This is a genomic window from Protofrankia symbiont of Coriaria ruscifolia, from assembly GCF_900634745.1.
GTDB classification, from domain to species: Bacteria; Actinomycetota; Actinomycetes; order Frankiales; family Frankiaceae; genus Protofrankia; species Protofrankia californiensis.
In genome coordinates this window covers 1-14,699 of the sequence record NZ_CAAAFR010000080.1, presented here as the reverse complement: position 1 = coordinate 14,699, position 14,699 = coordinate 1, and the positions used below count along the sequence as shown (strand labels likewise).

The following is a 14,699-nucleotide window of genomic DNA, read 5'->3' as shown; positions in this document are numbered from 1 at the left end:
CTGCGAAACCTCATCCGCGGTCTTGCTCCACCCGCGGGTACGGCCCAGTGAAAGGTCCGGGTTTCGCGCCCGTGCCGGGTGCCGGATACGGGTTGGTGTAGGTCAGCACATCAAACGGCACGGGTGTCTGCACGGATTTTTCGTTGACCAGGGGCGCCAGTCTGACGAAATGGGCTCCGGATTCATCGGTGTACTGGAGAATCGCGTTGAAGTTGGCGAAGAAGGCCGCCAGTTCGGGCCCGTAGGGTTTGATGTAGGACAGCATCGGGTTGACATCCCGGAGCATCGTCTGCACCGGAGGAATGGCGCCGCGTACGTCACCACCCAGCGTGGGCACGCGGGTGAGTGTGTCGGGTGCCAGATCGAGCGTTCCTGACAGCGGGGCGAGCAGCCCGCGCAGATCAGCCGATGTTGCGGGCAGCTCCTGCAACGCCGAGGTGAGCAACGGCGACGCGGCCTTCAGATCGGAGGCGACCGGAGCCAACGCCCCGGCGAGCTTCGTCAGGGTGCCCGAGGCTGTCTTGGCGCTGTCGAGCACGCCGGGCGCCTGGCGCAGCACGTCCTCGATCGCCTTCCGCTGGCCTGCGGTCGCCTCGGTCAGCCGGTTCGCGTTCCCCACCAGGGCGGCGATCTGCCCCTGGCCGGTGTCGAGGGCCTGCAGCACCGTGGACGTCTGCTGTGCCAACGCCTTGAGATCGTCGGACTGGGCCGCGATGGCGTCCAGGGCGGTGTGCCCCTCCCGGCCGAGGTTTCCCAACCCGGCCAGGGCCGCGGACACGTCCTGCTGGGTACCTTCGGTCCCCTCTCCCAACGACCGGAGCAGGCTGCCCAGTTCCTCGCGGGTGTCCGTGTCCAGGCTGGCCAGCACGTCGCGCAACTGCACGCTCGGTTTCACCCCGTCACCGGGGATGGTGGCGCCGGAGGACAGCTCGTTACCGTGGCCGTCGGTGATGTCCAGGTAGCTCTCCCCGACGAGGGAACGCTCTCCCAGCCGCACGGTCACCCCTTGGTGGAGCGGGGCAACCTTCTCGTTCAACGCGAACTCGACCCGCATCCCGTCGGCCTGCCGGGTGACCGTGCGCACCTGGCCGACATGCACGCCCGCGATCTGGACACGGCTCGCCGTCACCAGGTTGTCGACATCCTCCAGCACAGCGACGGCGGTGTACTCGCCACTGTTGATCACCGGTATCCGCACACCGGCACCGGTGGACAGGTAGAGCACGATCGCGAAGCTCCCGCCGAGGAACACCAGGACGGTCACCAGCCGGCCCAGTGACCCGGTCAGCATGCGTCTCATCAGTTGCCTCTCTGGGACGCGGGGGGCAGACCGTTCTCCGCTCCCGGGAAATAGCCGTTCGGTGGCTGCTTCGGCAACACTCCGGCACCGGGGAGAGGCACGATCAAGTGCCCGCGGATGATGCCGCCCTGCGCGTCGCCCGCGCCGAACACCGACGAGGTGTTGTACACGAACGCCTTGATGTCGGTGAGGTAAGACATCACCGTCTGCGTGTCGCGGTCGAGGTTACGGGTGACCGGCCTGAGGTTCACCAGGGAGTCGTCGATGTCGTTCACCATCGGGCGCAGGTCGGCGACCACCGGCCGGGCTTTGCTGATCACAGGCTTCGCCGCGTCGACCGTCGCGCCGAGCTTGCTGACGGTGCTTTCCAGCCGTTCCAGCGTCTGCGGCAGGTCGCCGGAGGCGCGGTCGAGGTTGTCCAGCGTCGGGTTGAGCTGCTTGGTCAGCTCCTGGGTGCTGGTCAGCGTGTCCCGGAGCTGGTCGGTCAGCCCGGGAAGCTGCGCGAGACTGTCCCGCAGCGCGCCGTCGTTGCTCGCCAGCGTGCTGAGCGTCTGCTGGGTCGCCGTCGCGAGCTGGGCGACCCGCTCATCGTTTCCGCCGACCGCCGTGGAGATCTGCGACAGCGCGGTGACGAGCTGGCTGATCTTCTCCCGGCGTGTCTGCAGCGCCTCGACCACCGGCTGCAGCTGGGTCAGGGTGCCGTCCGTCGCCGCCAGCCCGCCGGGCAGCTGCTCGGAGGAGCGTGCCAACGCGATGTCGGACTCGACGAGCATGTCGGTCAGGGCCAGCTGCGCGCGTTCGTCGAGATGGTTGAGCACCTCGTCGGCCTGGAGCGGCCGGGTGGTCTGGCTCAGCGGGATGATGCCTTTCGCCGGCAACGGGTTGCCCGGCGGCCCACCGGGGTTGATCTCCACCGACATCTCGTTGAGCGCGTTCTTCGGGCGCAGCACCGCGCGGGCGTTGTCGTAGACGGTGTGATCAGGCTCGACCTGCATGGTGAGAACGGCCGTCCCGCGCTTGGTCACCTCCCAGCCTTCGATCTTCCCGACCCGCACGCCCGCGATCGTGACCAGGTTCGAACTCTCCGGGTTCACCCCGGGCACCGATGCGAACTCGGCTTTCACGATCGACTTTTTGGCCCACGGGGGCGTCGGCGTGAGGTTGGACTGGATGACGACAGCCGCCACGATGCCCAACACGACGAGCACGGTCAGCGCAATGACGTCACGGCCGAGGCCCGGTACCGTCCGGACTCGCTCCCAACGACGGCTCAGTGACATGCTCATCGAGAACTCCCCGACACCAGCGGAAGGTTCAGCGCAGGCAGCAGCGGGCCGAGCCCGCCTGCCTTGGTTCCCGCCGCGGGCGGCGGGATCAGACCGGGAGCGCCCTGGCGGGTTCCCTCCTGCGGACCTACGGGCTGTTGCAGACCGAGGGATTCCAGGTACTCCTCCAACGGCATCAGCGTCGCGGACCCGCCGGGGATGTTCATCCCGACACCGGCCATGAGCCGCCCCGCCGCGCCGTTGCTGTCGTGGAACTTCCAGACCTCGTCGAAGTGGGAGAGCAGGTAGCCGGTCTCCTGGTAGAACAGGTGGTCGTTGCCGCCGCCCTGGTACATGCCGGTGCCGTGCCACGGCGACAGCACCATGTCCTTGATCGGGCCGTTGAGCCGGTCAAGCACGGGGCCGCGCACGTCGGTCAGTACTCCGGTGGCGTTCTGCGCGGTGGGCATGAGCCGGTCCACCAGCGGACGGGCGTCCTGCAGGAGGATCCGTAGATCGCTCACCACCGGCAGCGTGCGCTCCAGCACCGGGTCGAGCTGGGCCAGCAACGGATCGAGCTGACGCGCCGCCGGCCGGAACGCCTGGGCGGTGGTGGTGAGTCGCTGCAGGGTGCCGTCAAGGTCGGCAAGGCCCGCCCTGGTGGTGCGCAGCGTCTCCGGTCCGGTCGCCACCGCCTGGGCGAGCGGACGACGCTCGTCGGCAAGCGCCGCCGAGGTCGTGGTCAGCGAGTCGATGATCGACGCCAGTTGGCCCTCCTTACTGGTGAGTGCCGACGCCGTCTGCTGGAGGCCGGTCACAAGCCCGGTCAGGTCGGTCTCGGGTCGGGTGCCGCGTGCGGCGTCCAACACCACACCGGCGGGACCCAGGCTCCCCGGCGCGTCGTTCAGGAGTTCCCGAAGTTCCTGCCGCCCACCGTGCTGCAGTGTGGCGTCCAGTTGCCCGACGGTGTTCTGCATCGCCTTCTGCGCGTCGGGGGTCAAGGCCGTGAGGACGTGGTCGAGTTCGACCGGGGTGGTCGTACGTTCGAGCGGAATCGGGTGGTCGGCGTCGAAAGCGCTACCCGCACCACCGTGTGAGAGTTCGACGTAGTACAAACCGCCAACCAGCAATGTCGGCCGCACGGCTGCCGAAGGCTGCTCCCCGAGCTTCCCCAGGATCCCGTCGTCTACCTTCATCGACACGACGGAGGTGTGGCGCTCGGTGATGTCCACACCGGTGACCTCACCGACCTTCACGCCGGCGACTTTGACAACGCTCCTGTAGGGCTCAAGCTTGTAAGCCCTCGCGAACTCAGCCTTGATCGTATCGCCGGAGCTGAGCGTGACCGTGATGCGGTTACGGTTGAACGCCGCGACGCCGACCAGGATCAGCGTGAGCAGCACCAACACACCGAGAGTCCTGCTCGATGTCAGCTTTCCACGGCGGGCAATGCCTGCCAGCCGCCGGTGTCGCAGAACGGTCATCGGGTGCCCCCTACCAGTGGGATGCCTGGCGGCAGTCCCTGCGCGCGATCCTTCGACGCCTCACCGGGCCGGGGATACTGGTTCTGGTAATAGTTCCCGGAGGGCAGCAGGCCGTTGGTGACGGTGGTCAAGCCGGGGTTGACACTGAGCCGGGCGTAGCGAACGCCCGGAACAGGCCCCTCGGACACGAAGCTGTGGCCGCGGACAAAGAACTGTCCGATCTCGGGCGCATACGGTGCCAGGATCCGCAACGGGGTGAGGAGGTCACCGATCGCCTGTCGCAGCGGCGGCGCCAGCGGCCTGGCGTCCGCGACCGTGTGGGTGAGGTCCTCGACCGCGGGGATGGCCTGTTCGGCCACGCCCGGCACCTTCCCCGCGACCGGGACACCATCCACAAGGAGGCCGCGGACGTCGGATTCGGACTGGGCGAGCGCGGTTGCTCCGGGCTCCAGTGACTCCATGGCCGACGCGGTGTCGGCCAGCGGTCCGTTCAGCGAGTCCAGCGCGTGCTTGGCCGTGTCCAGTGTGGCTGGCAGCCGGTCGAGGGTGCCGGCGAGCGGCTTGCCCGCGTCCACCGACACCGCCCGCAACGTCTCGTCGGACTGACCGACAAGCGAGGCGATCTCCTGCTGCCTACCGTGGAGCCTGCCCGCCAGCCGGTCGACGTCCTGGAGCAGAGTGGGCAGATCTGTCTGGTCGGACGCGAGCGCCTGCGACACGGTGCCGATGTCGTCGAGGAGATCGGGCGCGGTCCTGAGCAGGTCCTGGAGATCGTTGCTGTGGCCCGCTGTCCCCCCGCCGAGCTCACGGATCGTCCTGGTAGCCGCGTCCCGGGTCGGCTGGTCCAGGACGTCGAGCAGCTGGTACAGGTCCGCCGAGTTCACGTTGCGGGTTGCTTCGATGGGTCGGTCGCCGAGTTTGCCCGATCCCCTGCTGCCCGGATCCAGCTCGACGAACTTGGTGGCCAACGCCGACACGTCCCAGATTTCGGCATGCGCGTCCCGGTACATGTCGACGTTGCCGTCGAGCTCCATGGTCACGAGCGCGGTGCCGTTGGCGTACTCGATATTGCTGACCCGACCGACGCGCTTGCTCATCTGGCGGACGTCGTCGTTGACGCGCAGCGAGTGGACGTCGCCGATCGACGCACGCACCGCCGTCGTCGGCGCGAACGGCAGTCCGGTCTGCGCCTTGAACGTCAGGTACAGGACCACCGCCAGGATGGCGAACACGATGACGCCTGCGCGGAAGGAACGCGACCTCGCGCGGATCTCCGGCGTTGTCATGGCTACAGCAACCCCCCAAGCAGTTGCTCGAGCATGGAGTTCTCCTGTCGCTCGGTCAGCCCGGTAGCGCTGCCGCCGGGTGCCGGAGCTGAGGAGGCGCCGCCTCGGGTGGAAGGCGACGCGTTGGTCTGCCCGCTTCCAGCGGGCGTTGTCGACGCGGCCGTCTTGCCGGGAAGCGGAAGCTCCGGCGGCGCGGGCAGCGGCAGGCTGGGGATCGGTACGTCGGGCAGCCCGGGAACGATCCCGCCGACGGCCTGCCCCAGTGGTTTCGGCGACAGCGGCACCATGGCCTTGAAGTAGTGGCTGATGGCGTCGTAGTCGCTGGTGGCCATGGACCACCCCTTGACGAACTCCATGAGGTCGGTCAGCCGCAGGCTCAACGCCTGCTCCGACAGGGTCCGGGCCGCGACCGACACCCCTTCCAGGTCCGGGGTGGCCGGGCGCAGCGCCTTCACCAACGGTGCGGCCTCGTCCAGCAGCGTGTTGGCGCGGTCGAGGACCGGCGGCAAAGACGCCAGAGCAGGATCAGCCGCGTCGGCAAAACGGTGCAGTTCACCGGTGATGTCGGTCAGGTCGTCGGTGACCGGACGCAACGACGCCAGGGTACGGGTCGCCGGATCGGCGACGCCGGACAGCTCCGCGAGGGTGGCGCGGGCGCTGGCCATGGTCCCGGGCAGACGCACCAGGGAGTCCTGCAGGGCCTTGCGGCTGGCCGCCACGGTGGCGAGGGTGTCGGTGGCCGAACCGACCAGCCGATCCAGGCTGCGGCCGTCGTCGGTGGCGAGCGCGCTCGCCACCGGCTGGGCGTTGTCCACCAGCTTGGTCAGCAACGCGTTCTGCTCGTCGAGGATCGCGGCGAGGTCGCGGGCCTGCGTCATCGCGGGTTCCAGCGCGGCGATCGCGCCGGCGGCCTGCTTCCCTTGCCCCTTCAGGCCCTCACCACCCGTGGTCAGCAGCGCGCCGAGGGCTGTCGCGGTCGGCGTGTCCACGGCGTTGAGCACGTCCTGCAGGTCCACGACACGGTTGGTCTGGGTCTGCGCGATGACCGCGGGCTCGGGCAGCACCGGCGCCGACGGCGACCCGCGTTCCAGCCGGATGAACCGCTCGCCGAGCAGGTCCTGGGTGGTGATGGTCGCGCGGACGTCGTTGTGCAGGGGCAGCACGCTGCGGTCCAAGGCCATCCGCACCTTGGCGCGGCCGCCTTCCAGCGCGATGGACTTGACCGTGCCGACCTCCACACCCGCCGACTTGACCACGTTGCCTGCGACGAGGGGACTGGCGTCGGCGAACACCGCGGTCACGACGACGTCGTCGTTGTCCGAGGCCATCGCGACACCGCCTGCCGTCGCGGCGACGACGAGCACCGCTGCGATGACGAGAATCCGCTTACGGCCAAAACGACTGGTGCTCATCGCATCCCGCTTCCGGTCGCATCAACCCACGGCTGTCCGACCGGCTGGCCAGGGTACGGCTCGGGATCACGCCGCGACCCGGGTGGCTGCACGAGACTCTCGTCGATCATGTTGGTACCCGGCGCGAGCAGGCCCGCCCAGACGTGTCCCTCCCCGTCGTAGGGCGCGAAGGCCTGCCCCCAGTTATGCAACATCCCAATTCCTTCGGGCGTGTAGGGGCGGAGAAAGGAGACGGCAGGCTGGATGCTGCGCACGAACTGCGTAGCGGGCGGGACGACGCCGTGGGCAACGTCGATCAACCCGGGCGTCTCCCGCAGCAGCGCCTGGGCCGACCCCAGCGTCGGACGCAGGTCGGCGACAGCGGGACGCAGCTCCGTCAGCACCGGACTGAGATTCCTGGCAATCGACGGCAACCTGCCGGTGGCGGGCTTGAGATCCTGCAGCAAGGCGATGATCGGCTCCCCCGCCGCGGGAACCCGGTCCAGGGTGCCCTTCGCGGTCTGCAACGTCGACGGCAGTTCCTGGAGGCTGTCGGAAAGCTGCTGCTGCTGGCCGGCGACCGCGCCGGTGAGACTGGTCAGGTCACCGACCACCGCGGCAATGTCCCGGCGATGATCAGCGCCCACCGAGACCATCTGCTGGAGCTGGGTGACCAGCGAACGGATCGCCGGACCGTCGCGTCCGACCGCCTGCAGGACCTCACCCAGCGCCTGCACGCTCGATCCAGCGCTCTTGAGCGTCGCGGCGAGATCCGGTTCCCGACCATCCACCGTCTGGTTCAGTTCCTTCAGGAGCGAGGTGAGCTTGTCGCGGGTCGGCTGGTCGAGCGCGGCGAGCACCTGATCGACCTCGATCTGGAGGGACTGGCCCTTGACGAGGCCGTTCTTGGGGATCGTCGCGTTCTCCCCCGGTCCCGGATACAGCGTCAACATGCGTTCGCCGAGCGCGGAGTTCCACTCGACCCGTGAGGTCGTGCCGTCGTGCAGAGGCGCGTAGTCACCGGTGAGGGAGACGGTGACGAGGGCCTTGCCGTCCTTGACCTCCAGGGACTGCACCGAACCCGCCTTGGCGCCGTTGACCCAGACCGGCGATCCGTCGGCGAGCTGGGCCGCCGAGGGCATCACTAACTTGACCTCGTAGCTGTCTGAATCCATCAGCACGTAAGCCCCGAGCGCAGCGACCACCAGGGCCACGATTAATAATCTCCGTCGAAGCATGATCAGTCCATCCCCAGCGGTCCCGCGGATGAACCCGACAGAAACTGGCGCACGAACGGCATGTCGGAGTTGAATGCTTCCTCGGTCTCGCCGTAGTGGATCAGCTTGCCCTTCCAGAGCACTCCGACGTAGTCGCTCACCTTACGCGCGGTGCGGATGTCGTGTGTGACCAGAACGTAGGTGCCACCATGCTCGGCGTGCACCTTGAGGATCAGGTCGTTGAGCAGACTGGTTCGTACCGGGTCCAGCCCGGAGTCCGGCTCGTCGAACATCACCACACTGGGATTCAGGACCAGCGCCCTGGCGAAACCCGCACGCTTCTTCATACCACCGGAAACCTCGCCCGGAGTCTTGCTGACAGCCCGCGTGAGACCAACCTCATCGAGCCTCGACATCACGATTTCGCGAATTTCCGACTCACGCTTGTCCGTATGCTTGCGGAGCGGAAAGGCGACGTTGTCGAAAATGTTCATCGATCCGAACAGCGCGCCGTCCTGGAATAGTACACCGAATCTCTTGCGGATCTCCTGTCGTTCACGTTCGGTGATATTCCAGATGTTCTGTCCGAACACAATGATCTCACCCTGATCAGGTTCGAGCAGGCCCACGATATGCTTCAGGAGAACGCTCTTGCCGGTACCCGACGGCCCGAGAACGGTAGTGATCGCGTCGTCAACGAAGTTCAGTGTGAGCCCGGTCAGCACGTCGAACGAGCCAAACGACTTGTGGACATCGCGGATCTGCACGGTCTGCCGCGGTTCCGGCGCAGCCACCGCGTACTGCCCGCCGGCGGTCGCTGCGCCTCCGACGGTCGACGACCGGCTCTCTGCGGCGTCGTCTACGAGCTCGTTACTTGCTGCCATGAGGCTTCCTTTCCGGGAGTGCGTAAGGGAGACCACGATGGGCGGGTATGGGGCATCCTCTGCATGGTGAACGCCTAGTTCCCGATGGGGGCACGGGTGAAGCCGCCGAAGAACAATTGCTGAAAGATCGCGCCCACGACACTAACGATGATCAAATTGATCACCATCGACTTCGCCGTGTTCTTGCCCACCCCGACCGGGCCGCCGCTCGCCGTGTATCCGTAATAGCAGCCGATCAGTACGATCATCGTTCCCATGATGCCGCCGGCAACGAGTGAGAACAGCACGTCCGTCTGGGTGAGGAACGTCCAGAAAACGGACAGATAGGCACCCTGGGTCACGCTGTGGAACACATGAACATTGAGCACGTAGTTGACGACGTACATGATTCCGGTACCGGCGATGAACATGAAAGGGGTGACGATGAGGACGGCGATCAGGCGTGCGCTGACCAGGTAGGCCATCGAGTCGAGGCCCATCACTTCCAGCGCGTCGATCTCCTCGCTGATCCGCATCGAGCCGAGTTCGGCGACCAGGCCACAACCGACCTTGGCCGCCAGAATCCAGCCCCACATTTCCGGCGCCACGGTGTAGTCCGATACCGCGGTGAACACGGCCGTGTATCCGCCCGCGCCGAGCTGGCGCAGCAGATAGTGCCCCTCCAACGAGATCTCCGCGGCAAGCATCGCCATCATGAACCAGATGATCCCCGAGCTGGACAGGATGATGATCCCGGTTTGCCGGAAAACCTCCGACGTGTAACGACGAGCATTCGGGATATAACGGAACGCGCGAACCGCGAAGACGACGGCCTCGCCGAGGTCCGGAAGGAGCGACTGACCGCCGCCATACGCGTCCGTGGCTGAACCTCCACCGCCGACGGACACGGTTTTCGTCGCCGACGCGGACGTCTTGTCTGAGGTCACCGTCACAGCCGGACCTTCCTTCACCGGTTGACCAACATCTCAGGATTGAGACCGAGCATCACTGCGTTGGCCACGAAGTTGATGACCCACACAGCCGCGAAGCAGAGCACGACAGCCTCGTTGACGGCGCGACCGACACCTTCCGGGCCGCCTCGGACGTTGAGACCCTTCTGCGCGCACACAATACCGATGAAAAATCCGATCAGGATAGTTTTTACGACCGTGCCGATCAGTTCAGGCACCGTCACGTTCGACAGGAAGACCGAGAAGAAGGAGCCCGCGGAGGTCTCGCCGATCACGGTTGCGGAGATCATCGCCATGACCACGCCGACAGCGACACCCACAATATTGAAAGCGGCGGTCATCACGGTGATAGCGATGACCCGCGGAAGCACCAGAACACGCATGGAATCGATACCGAGGACCTTCAGCGCGTCGAGTTCCTCACGGATACGCCGCGCCCCCAGGTCGGCAGTCATGGCGGTGCCCATTACCCCGGCCACAGCCATACCCGTGCAGAACGGGGAGATCTCGCGAGCGCTGGCGAAGACGAAGAAGGTCCCCAGACGGTTCTGCGCACCGAGCAGCGTGAGGATGTTGTAAGCGTAGTTGCCGATCAGAAAACAGAATCCACCGACGGCGAGCGTGCAGGATAACCAACAGAAGCGCAACATCGCATACATCTCGTCGCGGGTCTCTCCCCAGTACCCGCGCGGTTGCCGTACCGCCGTGGACACCAGCTGCACGAGCAGTTGCCCGCTCTGGCCGACGTCGACGACCACCCGCTGAAAAAGCGGCGGGAGCTTGATCATAATACTCGAGACAGTGGGACGAGAACGTGGACGGTGGCGGCTGGGCCTGGTCACAACCTGGTGCGTCATCTGTCTCCCTGCATCAGCTTGGCGGTATACCACGTCCGCAGACCCGCCGCGCCGTCGTCGAAGGGGTTCCCATCGCTTTCAGCACCCGCAGGAGTGAGGAACCTTACCATGTCAGATTCACCACATGGATTGGATCTTTATTGGGCCATGAACCTATTCCAGTGGCGACCACAGCCGCGACATCCCCCGGGAGGAAATGACCTACCCGTTGGGGTGGGACTGTGGTGACCCACCTTGCCGGGCAGGCAAGCTCGGCCCTGCGGCCCGGACGCGTCGCGCCGACGGCTGTCCCGACGGCACGCCTTCCCGAAGTACCAGGTGAACAGCGTCGAGGCAGGCGACGACTTTCGTAAAGACGGCTCTCGTAAACTCGTAAGGTTGTCACGGCTGGCGGCTCTACCGGACGACACCACGCTTCCGCGTGCACGAACGACCGGTCCACCTGCCCGTCGGAGTGACTCACGCCAGCCGAGACGGGTGGCGCCACTGGGAGAAGTCGCACCGCACACCAAACAAGAGCCAATACAAACACAATGATCACTACGGAGCCAAAAGCAATCAGGCCGGTAAACGGAAACACGATGCACAAGCCGAGAAACGGCGCGGCACCCACCGCACGCCGACGCAGGTGAGCTGCTGCCACGCTGAAGCAGATCACCTGCGCAGCCTCGAGAACCCCGATGATGAGGGGGTACTCGAAGATGCGAAGCACATATGGTCCCCGGTGTTCGTACGCGCCCCGTTGCTGTCGATCATTTCGAAGGCGCACGAGGCCAGGAACTCCACTGCCCGTCCACGCGTAGAGAGCCCTCCGTGACATCCCGCGGTTGATCTGCCGGACGACGGATACCGCGACGGCACCGTAGCGGGTCACATAGCCGCTGTACACCCAGACCGGCTGGGGGATGTCGAAGGAGGTGACGGCGGCCCGCATGCCAGGGGATCGTGAGAATGGTCTGCGTCATCGCGTTGAGGGGATGGCTTATCGGAGCTGTGGGCATGCTCCCCGTCCCTTCCGTTCCACCGCGATGAAGGCCCACAGATACACCGAGTACTCTTTGGAATCCCTCGATCGGAAGAACGGAACCGGCGGCGGCGCCGATCGTGACCCGAAACTCTGATCATCGCTGCCAGTAGTGGAATGACAGCGATGACGAGGTGGGAGTCAGGTCATGCCGCCCCTGGAGATCGTGATATTCGACGATAGAGCGAGAACACATGTCCATCCTCATCCCCCGGGAGGAAAACGGCTACCCGACGGGGGTATTCCGGACAGGCAGCCAGGCTTTCGATCACACGAAGGCCCTTCGACACCCACCGGTGTCCAAGCCCGAAGTGGACTCCGCCCTCCGGCTCCTCGCGCATCGTCGGCAGTCACCCCTTCGAAGGGCAGAACTTCTCCACAAGGGAGATTCCGTGAACGTGCGGACCGGCTACTTTCAGGATCCGCCGTCCCTGGACGGACAGTGACTCCGGCATGCGAAGATGCGACGTCGAAATGACGCCGGCTGAACAGGTCGATGCGATCGGGAGCACGATCGCCGGCCAAGGAGGAGGTTTCATCGGTCATGGCGCTTCGACTGACTGCGCGGAAGGCTGCCGGCAACGAGAACACTGAGGGCCACGGCCAGGATGCTGGAGGTCACGATCAGGACGCTGGAAGTCACGATCAGGACGCTGGAGACGAGAACGCCGTCCAGCAGGAGCGGGACCAACAGTGGGACCAAGCCAGTGACCTCCCTGAGACCGGCGCGAACCCGGCACAGGTTTCCGGCCGCACCCACCGCGCCCACCGCCAACGCCGCGCCCGTCGCGCCTCCCGTGCGGACGGGCCGTTACGTCATCCCCGTGTACGCCTGGTCGCGGGCCGACTCCTCGCGGGCCTGCTCGTCATCGGTCTGGCCATATGCGTCTGGCAGGGCTGGCGTTGGTGGGACGCGACGAGATCCGACGCCGCCGCGAACGCCGCGTTCACAGCCGACCGCGATGCCGCGATGACCGCCGGGCAGGACGGCATGATCACGTTCAACACCGTGGACTACCGACGAGCAGAGGAGAACCTGGACGGTTGGGCCAGCGCCTCGACGAGCCCGCTCCAGGGCAAGGTCCAGCAGGAGCGCGCACAGATCACCAAAACGATCACCGATGCCAAGACCGTCAACACCGCTCGACTCATCCAGTCCGGCCTCAACACGTTCGATCACTCCGCCGGCACGGCCAAGGTGATCGTGGTCATCGAGATCCGCTCGGTTCCCGACGGACAACCAGCGACAACCGAACGCACCCGTCTCACAGGCGACGTGACACGGACGGCCTCGGGTTGGAAGCTCAGCTCAATACAGACGGTCCCGGTAGGGAGATGACACCGCCGAGCCGATTTATGATCATGAGGACGCTGTTGTGACATCCGTTCACCGTTCCAAGACCGGCAAGACCGCGACACGTCCGCTCGCACCGGAACGGCGGTCTTCTCACCGACGACGCGGCAGCGACCCCGATGTCACTGACCCCGATATCGCCGACGGGACCAAGGACACCTCGGCCACACCCGACGCGTCCGCTGACGGCGAGGGCTCCGATCTACTCGCCGTGGATCCGCCGACCGGAAAACCGACGGCGGACGACGACACCGCGGTCGCCACCGGCGACCCGCTCGAGGAGCCGGAATCTCCCGATGACGACGAGACTGCGCAATCCGCCGTGCCCGCTGTTCCCACTCTCGCCCGTCTCCAGGTTCTCGTGGCACTCACGATCGTCCTGGCGGTCGTGGTCACAGCAGCCATCGCTTTGAGTATCCATGCGGACAGGGCCGGCCATCATGCCTTGTCGACCAACGACGCCTTCGTCGATTCCACCGCCACGACAACCATGATCGAGAATATCGGCAAGGTTGTGGAGACGGTCTTCACAGTCAACCCGAGCAACATTGCCGCCACCGAGCAGGCCGCTAAGGATTCCCTGACGGGACGAGCGACCGACCAGTACGAACGCCTCTATCGACCGCTGCTGCAGCAGCAGGCTCCGGCGCAGAGCGTCACCGTCACCACGACTGTCCGCTCGGTTGGTGTGACAGCGCTCAACGGCGACCGCGCCGAAGTACTGGTACTGGCTGACCAGGCCGCAAAAAACTCGTCGACGGGGCAGTCCGACGTCGGCGCCGCGCACATCGGGCTGATCCTGGAACGCCAGAACGGCCCATGGAAGATCTCCAGTATCGAGATATTCTAGTTAGCCGAAGAGCGCGCGATCTCGGAGGGACCCTGCTGCTACCGGGCCTGCAGCAGGGCGTCCCGCCTGGCCTGGATCTCCTCGTCGGTGATCGGTCCGTGTTCGGCTTCGGCGACCGCGATGAGTTCGTTGAGGCTGTCGCATCCGATCCGGTGGGCGACGTATGCGGAGAGCGTCCTGCGGCTGGTGGGACATCGGCTGCGGTGGCGGCTGCTGAGCGAGCTCGAGCGGAGCGATCGGCTGGTCCACGAGCTGACCAACAGGCGAACGGCTCACCACCGTCGATCCTGAGATTCACGCCGTTGGCGGACCGGTTCTCCGGGAGAAAAGCGACTGCCTCCGCGCAGTCCCGCATCGTCGGCGACATCCTCACGGTATTATGACCGATCCGGCGGATGGTTGTGTCAGGACCGTCACGGAGAGACAATTTCTTGACACTTCTACTGGGGCCAACCAATAATCCGCATGTGCTGGCAGGCAGGAATCTGACGCGACGTCGTTGGATTGACTTCGCACGGGCCTGGACAAGCCGCTGTCGTTGACGGCCGGCCTGGCGGACGGCGTGCTCTAGAGCCTGTTTTAGATCTTCAGTCCGGGTTGACGCCTGGTCAGGCGCTGGTGAAATCCTCGACGCCACCGTCATCCTCCACCGTGACCAGACATCCACGGACAACAGTGCCCAGGTCATGCGTGAAGTCGTGCCGTGGATCGCGTCGAGCGGCTTTCACCGTCGCTCCGTCTTTATTACGGACCATTTTCCTCGCTGTGCGACGACTCCCGGAAGGTATGTCGCGAGTAACTGGTCAGGTACCGAAGATCGTTTGAAATACGGTCAGG

General features: G+C 65.7%; 12 protein-coding genes. 2 read left to right on the top strand and 10 right to left on the bottom strand.

What is annotated here, in order from left to right:
- Positions 1-10: 10 nt before the first annotated feature.
- The 9 genes from CV1CTNOD_RS11140 to CV1CTNOD_RS11100 form a co-directional block, all read right to left on the bottom strand.
- Positions 11-1,300 (bottom strand): MlaD family protein, encoded by a 1,290-nt coding sequence (locus tag CV1CTNOD_RS11140; RefSeq protein ID WP_131786041.1) that lies wholly within the window; start codon positions 1,298-1,300, stop codon positions 11-13.
- Positions 1,300-2,586 carry an MlaD family protein gene (locus CV1CTNOD_RS11135; RefSeq protein WP_131786040.1) on the bottom strand — a complete coding sequence of 429 codons (1,287 nt, stop codon included), beginning with the start codon at positions 2,584-2,586 and terminating at the stop codon, positions 1,300-1,302. The genes CV1CTNOD_RS11140 and CV1CTNOD_RS11135 overlap by 1 nt, the downstream gene beginning before the upstream one ends.
- Entirely contained in the window at positions 2,583-4,049 is a 1,467-nt protein-coding gene (locus CV1CTNOD_RS11130; protein WP_131786039.1) for an MlaD family protein, read from the bottom strand. Before CV1CTNOD_RS11130 ends, CV1CTNOD_RS11135 begins: the two co-directional genes overlap by 4 nt.
- Positions 4,046-5,335: an MlaD family protein gene (locus CV1CTNOD_RS11125; protein WP_131786038.1), complete on the bottom strand. Its 1,290-nt coding sequence runs from the start codon at positions 5,333-5,335 to the stop codon at positions 4,046-4,048. Before CV1CTNOD_RS11125 ends, CV1CTNOD_RS11130 begins: the two co-directional genes overlap by 4 nt.
- A gap of 2 nt (positions 5,336-5,337) precedes the next feature.
- Positions 5,338-6,747, bottom strand: coding sequence for an MlaD family protein (locus CV1CTNOD_RS11120; protein WP_207386352.1), 1,410 nt, complete (start codon positions 6,745-6,747; stop codon positions 5,338-5,340).
- Positions 6,744-7,901, bottom strand: a complete 1,158-nt coding sequence (locus tag CV1CTNOD_RS11115) for an MlaD family protein (protein ID WP_347402921.1) — start codon at positions 7,899-7,901, stop codon at positions 6,744-6,746. The genes CV1CTNOD_RS11120 and CV1CTNOD_RS11115 overlap by 4 nt, the downstream gene beginning before the upstream one ends.
- Positions 7,902-7,966: 65 nt before the next feature.
- Entirely contained in the window at positions 7,967-8,737 is a 771-nt protein-coding gene (locus CV1CTNOD_RS11110) for an ABC transporter ATP-binding protein (RefSeq protein ID WP_207386351.1), read from the bottom strand.
- 164 nt (positions 8,738-8,901) lie between these two features.
- Positions 8,902-9,759 (bottom strand): ABC transporter permease, encoded by an 858-nt coding sequence (locus CV1CTNOD_RS11105; RefSeq protein ID WP_131786035.1) that lies wholly within the window; start codon positions 9,757-9,759, stop codon positions 8,902-8,904.
- 14 nt (positions 9,760-9,773) lie between these two features.
- A complete protein-coding gene (locus tag CV1CTNOD_RS11100) occupies positions 9,774-10,565 on the bottom strand; it encodes an MlaE family ABC transporter permease (RefSeq protein WP_242606590.1) in 792 nt (263 codons plus the stop codon).
- A 1,637-nt stretch (positions 10,566-12,202) separates the two neighbouring features.
- Between CV1CTNOD_RS11100 and CV1CTNOD_RS11095 the strand changes: the two genes are divergently transcribed.
- Together CV1CTNOD_RS11095 and CV1CTNOD_RS11090 are read left to right on the top strand one after the other, a co-directional pair.
- Positions 12,203-12,997: a hypothetical protein gene (locus CV1CTNOD_RS11095; protein ID WP_131786033.1), complete on the top strand. Its 795-nt coding sequence runs from the start codon at positions 12,203-12,205 to the stop codon at positions 12,995-12,997.
- Positions 12,998-13,034: 37 nt separating this feature from the next.
- Positions 13,035-13,862, top strand: a complete 828-nt coding sequence (locus CV1CTNOD_RS11090) for a hypothetical protein (RefSeq protein WP_131786032.1) — start codon at positions 13,035-13,037, stop codon at positions 13,860-13,862.
- 38 nt (positions 13,863-13,900) lie between these two features.
- Here CV1CTNOD_RS11090 and CV1CTNOD_RS11085 read toward each other — a convergent pair whose 3' ends face one another.
- On the bottom strand, positions 13,901-14,122 hold the full coding sequence (locus CV1CTNOD_RS11085; RefSeq protein WP_131786031.1) for a CopG family transcriptional regulator: 222 nt from the start codon (positions 14,120-14,122) through the stop codon (positions 13,901-13,903).
- Positions 14,123-14,699: the final 577 nt, after the last annotated feature.

What these genes read in the sequence shown, in the direction of transcription:
- CV1CTNOD_RS11140 (WP_131786041.1), bottom strand. Translation starts at nt 1,300, where the DNA reads ATGAGACGCATGCTGACCGGGTCACTGGGCCGGCTGGTGACCGTCCTG.
- CV1CTNOD_RS11135 (WP_131786040.1), bottom strand. Translation starts at nt 2,586, where the DNA reads ATGAGCATGTCACTGAGCCGTCGTTGGGAGCGAGTCCGGACGGTACCG.
- CV1CTNOD_RS11130 (WP_131786039.1), bottom strand. Translation starts at nt 4,049, where the DNA reads ATGACCGTTCTGCGACACCGGCGGCTGGCAGGCATTGCCCGCCGTGGA.
- CV1CTNOD_RS11125 (WP_131786038.1), bottom strand. Translation starts at nt 5,335, where the DNA reads ATGACAACGCCGGAGATCCGCGCGAGGTCGCGTTCCTTCCGCGCAGGC.
- CV1CTNOD_RS11120 (WP_207386352.1), bottom strand. Translation starts at nt 6,747, where the DNA reads ATGAGCACCAGTCGTTTTGGCCGTAAGCGGATTCTCGTCATCGCAGCG.
- CV1CTNOD_RS11115 (WP_347402921.1), bottom strand. Translation starts at nt 7,901, where the DNA reads ATGGATTCAGACAGCTACGAGGTCAAGTTAGTGATGCCCTCGGCGGCC.
- CV1CTNOD_RS11100 (WP_242606590.1), bottom strand. Translation starts at nt 10,565, where the DNA reads ATGATCAAGCTCCCGCCGCTTTTTCAGCGGGTGGTCGTCGACGTCGGC.
- CV1CTNOD_RS11095 (WP_131786033.1), top strand. Translation starts at nt 12,203, where the DNA reads ATGGCGCTTCGACTGACTGCGCGGAAGGCTGCCGGCAACGAGAACACT.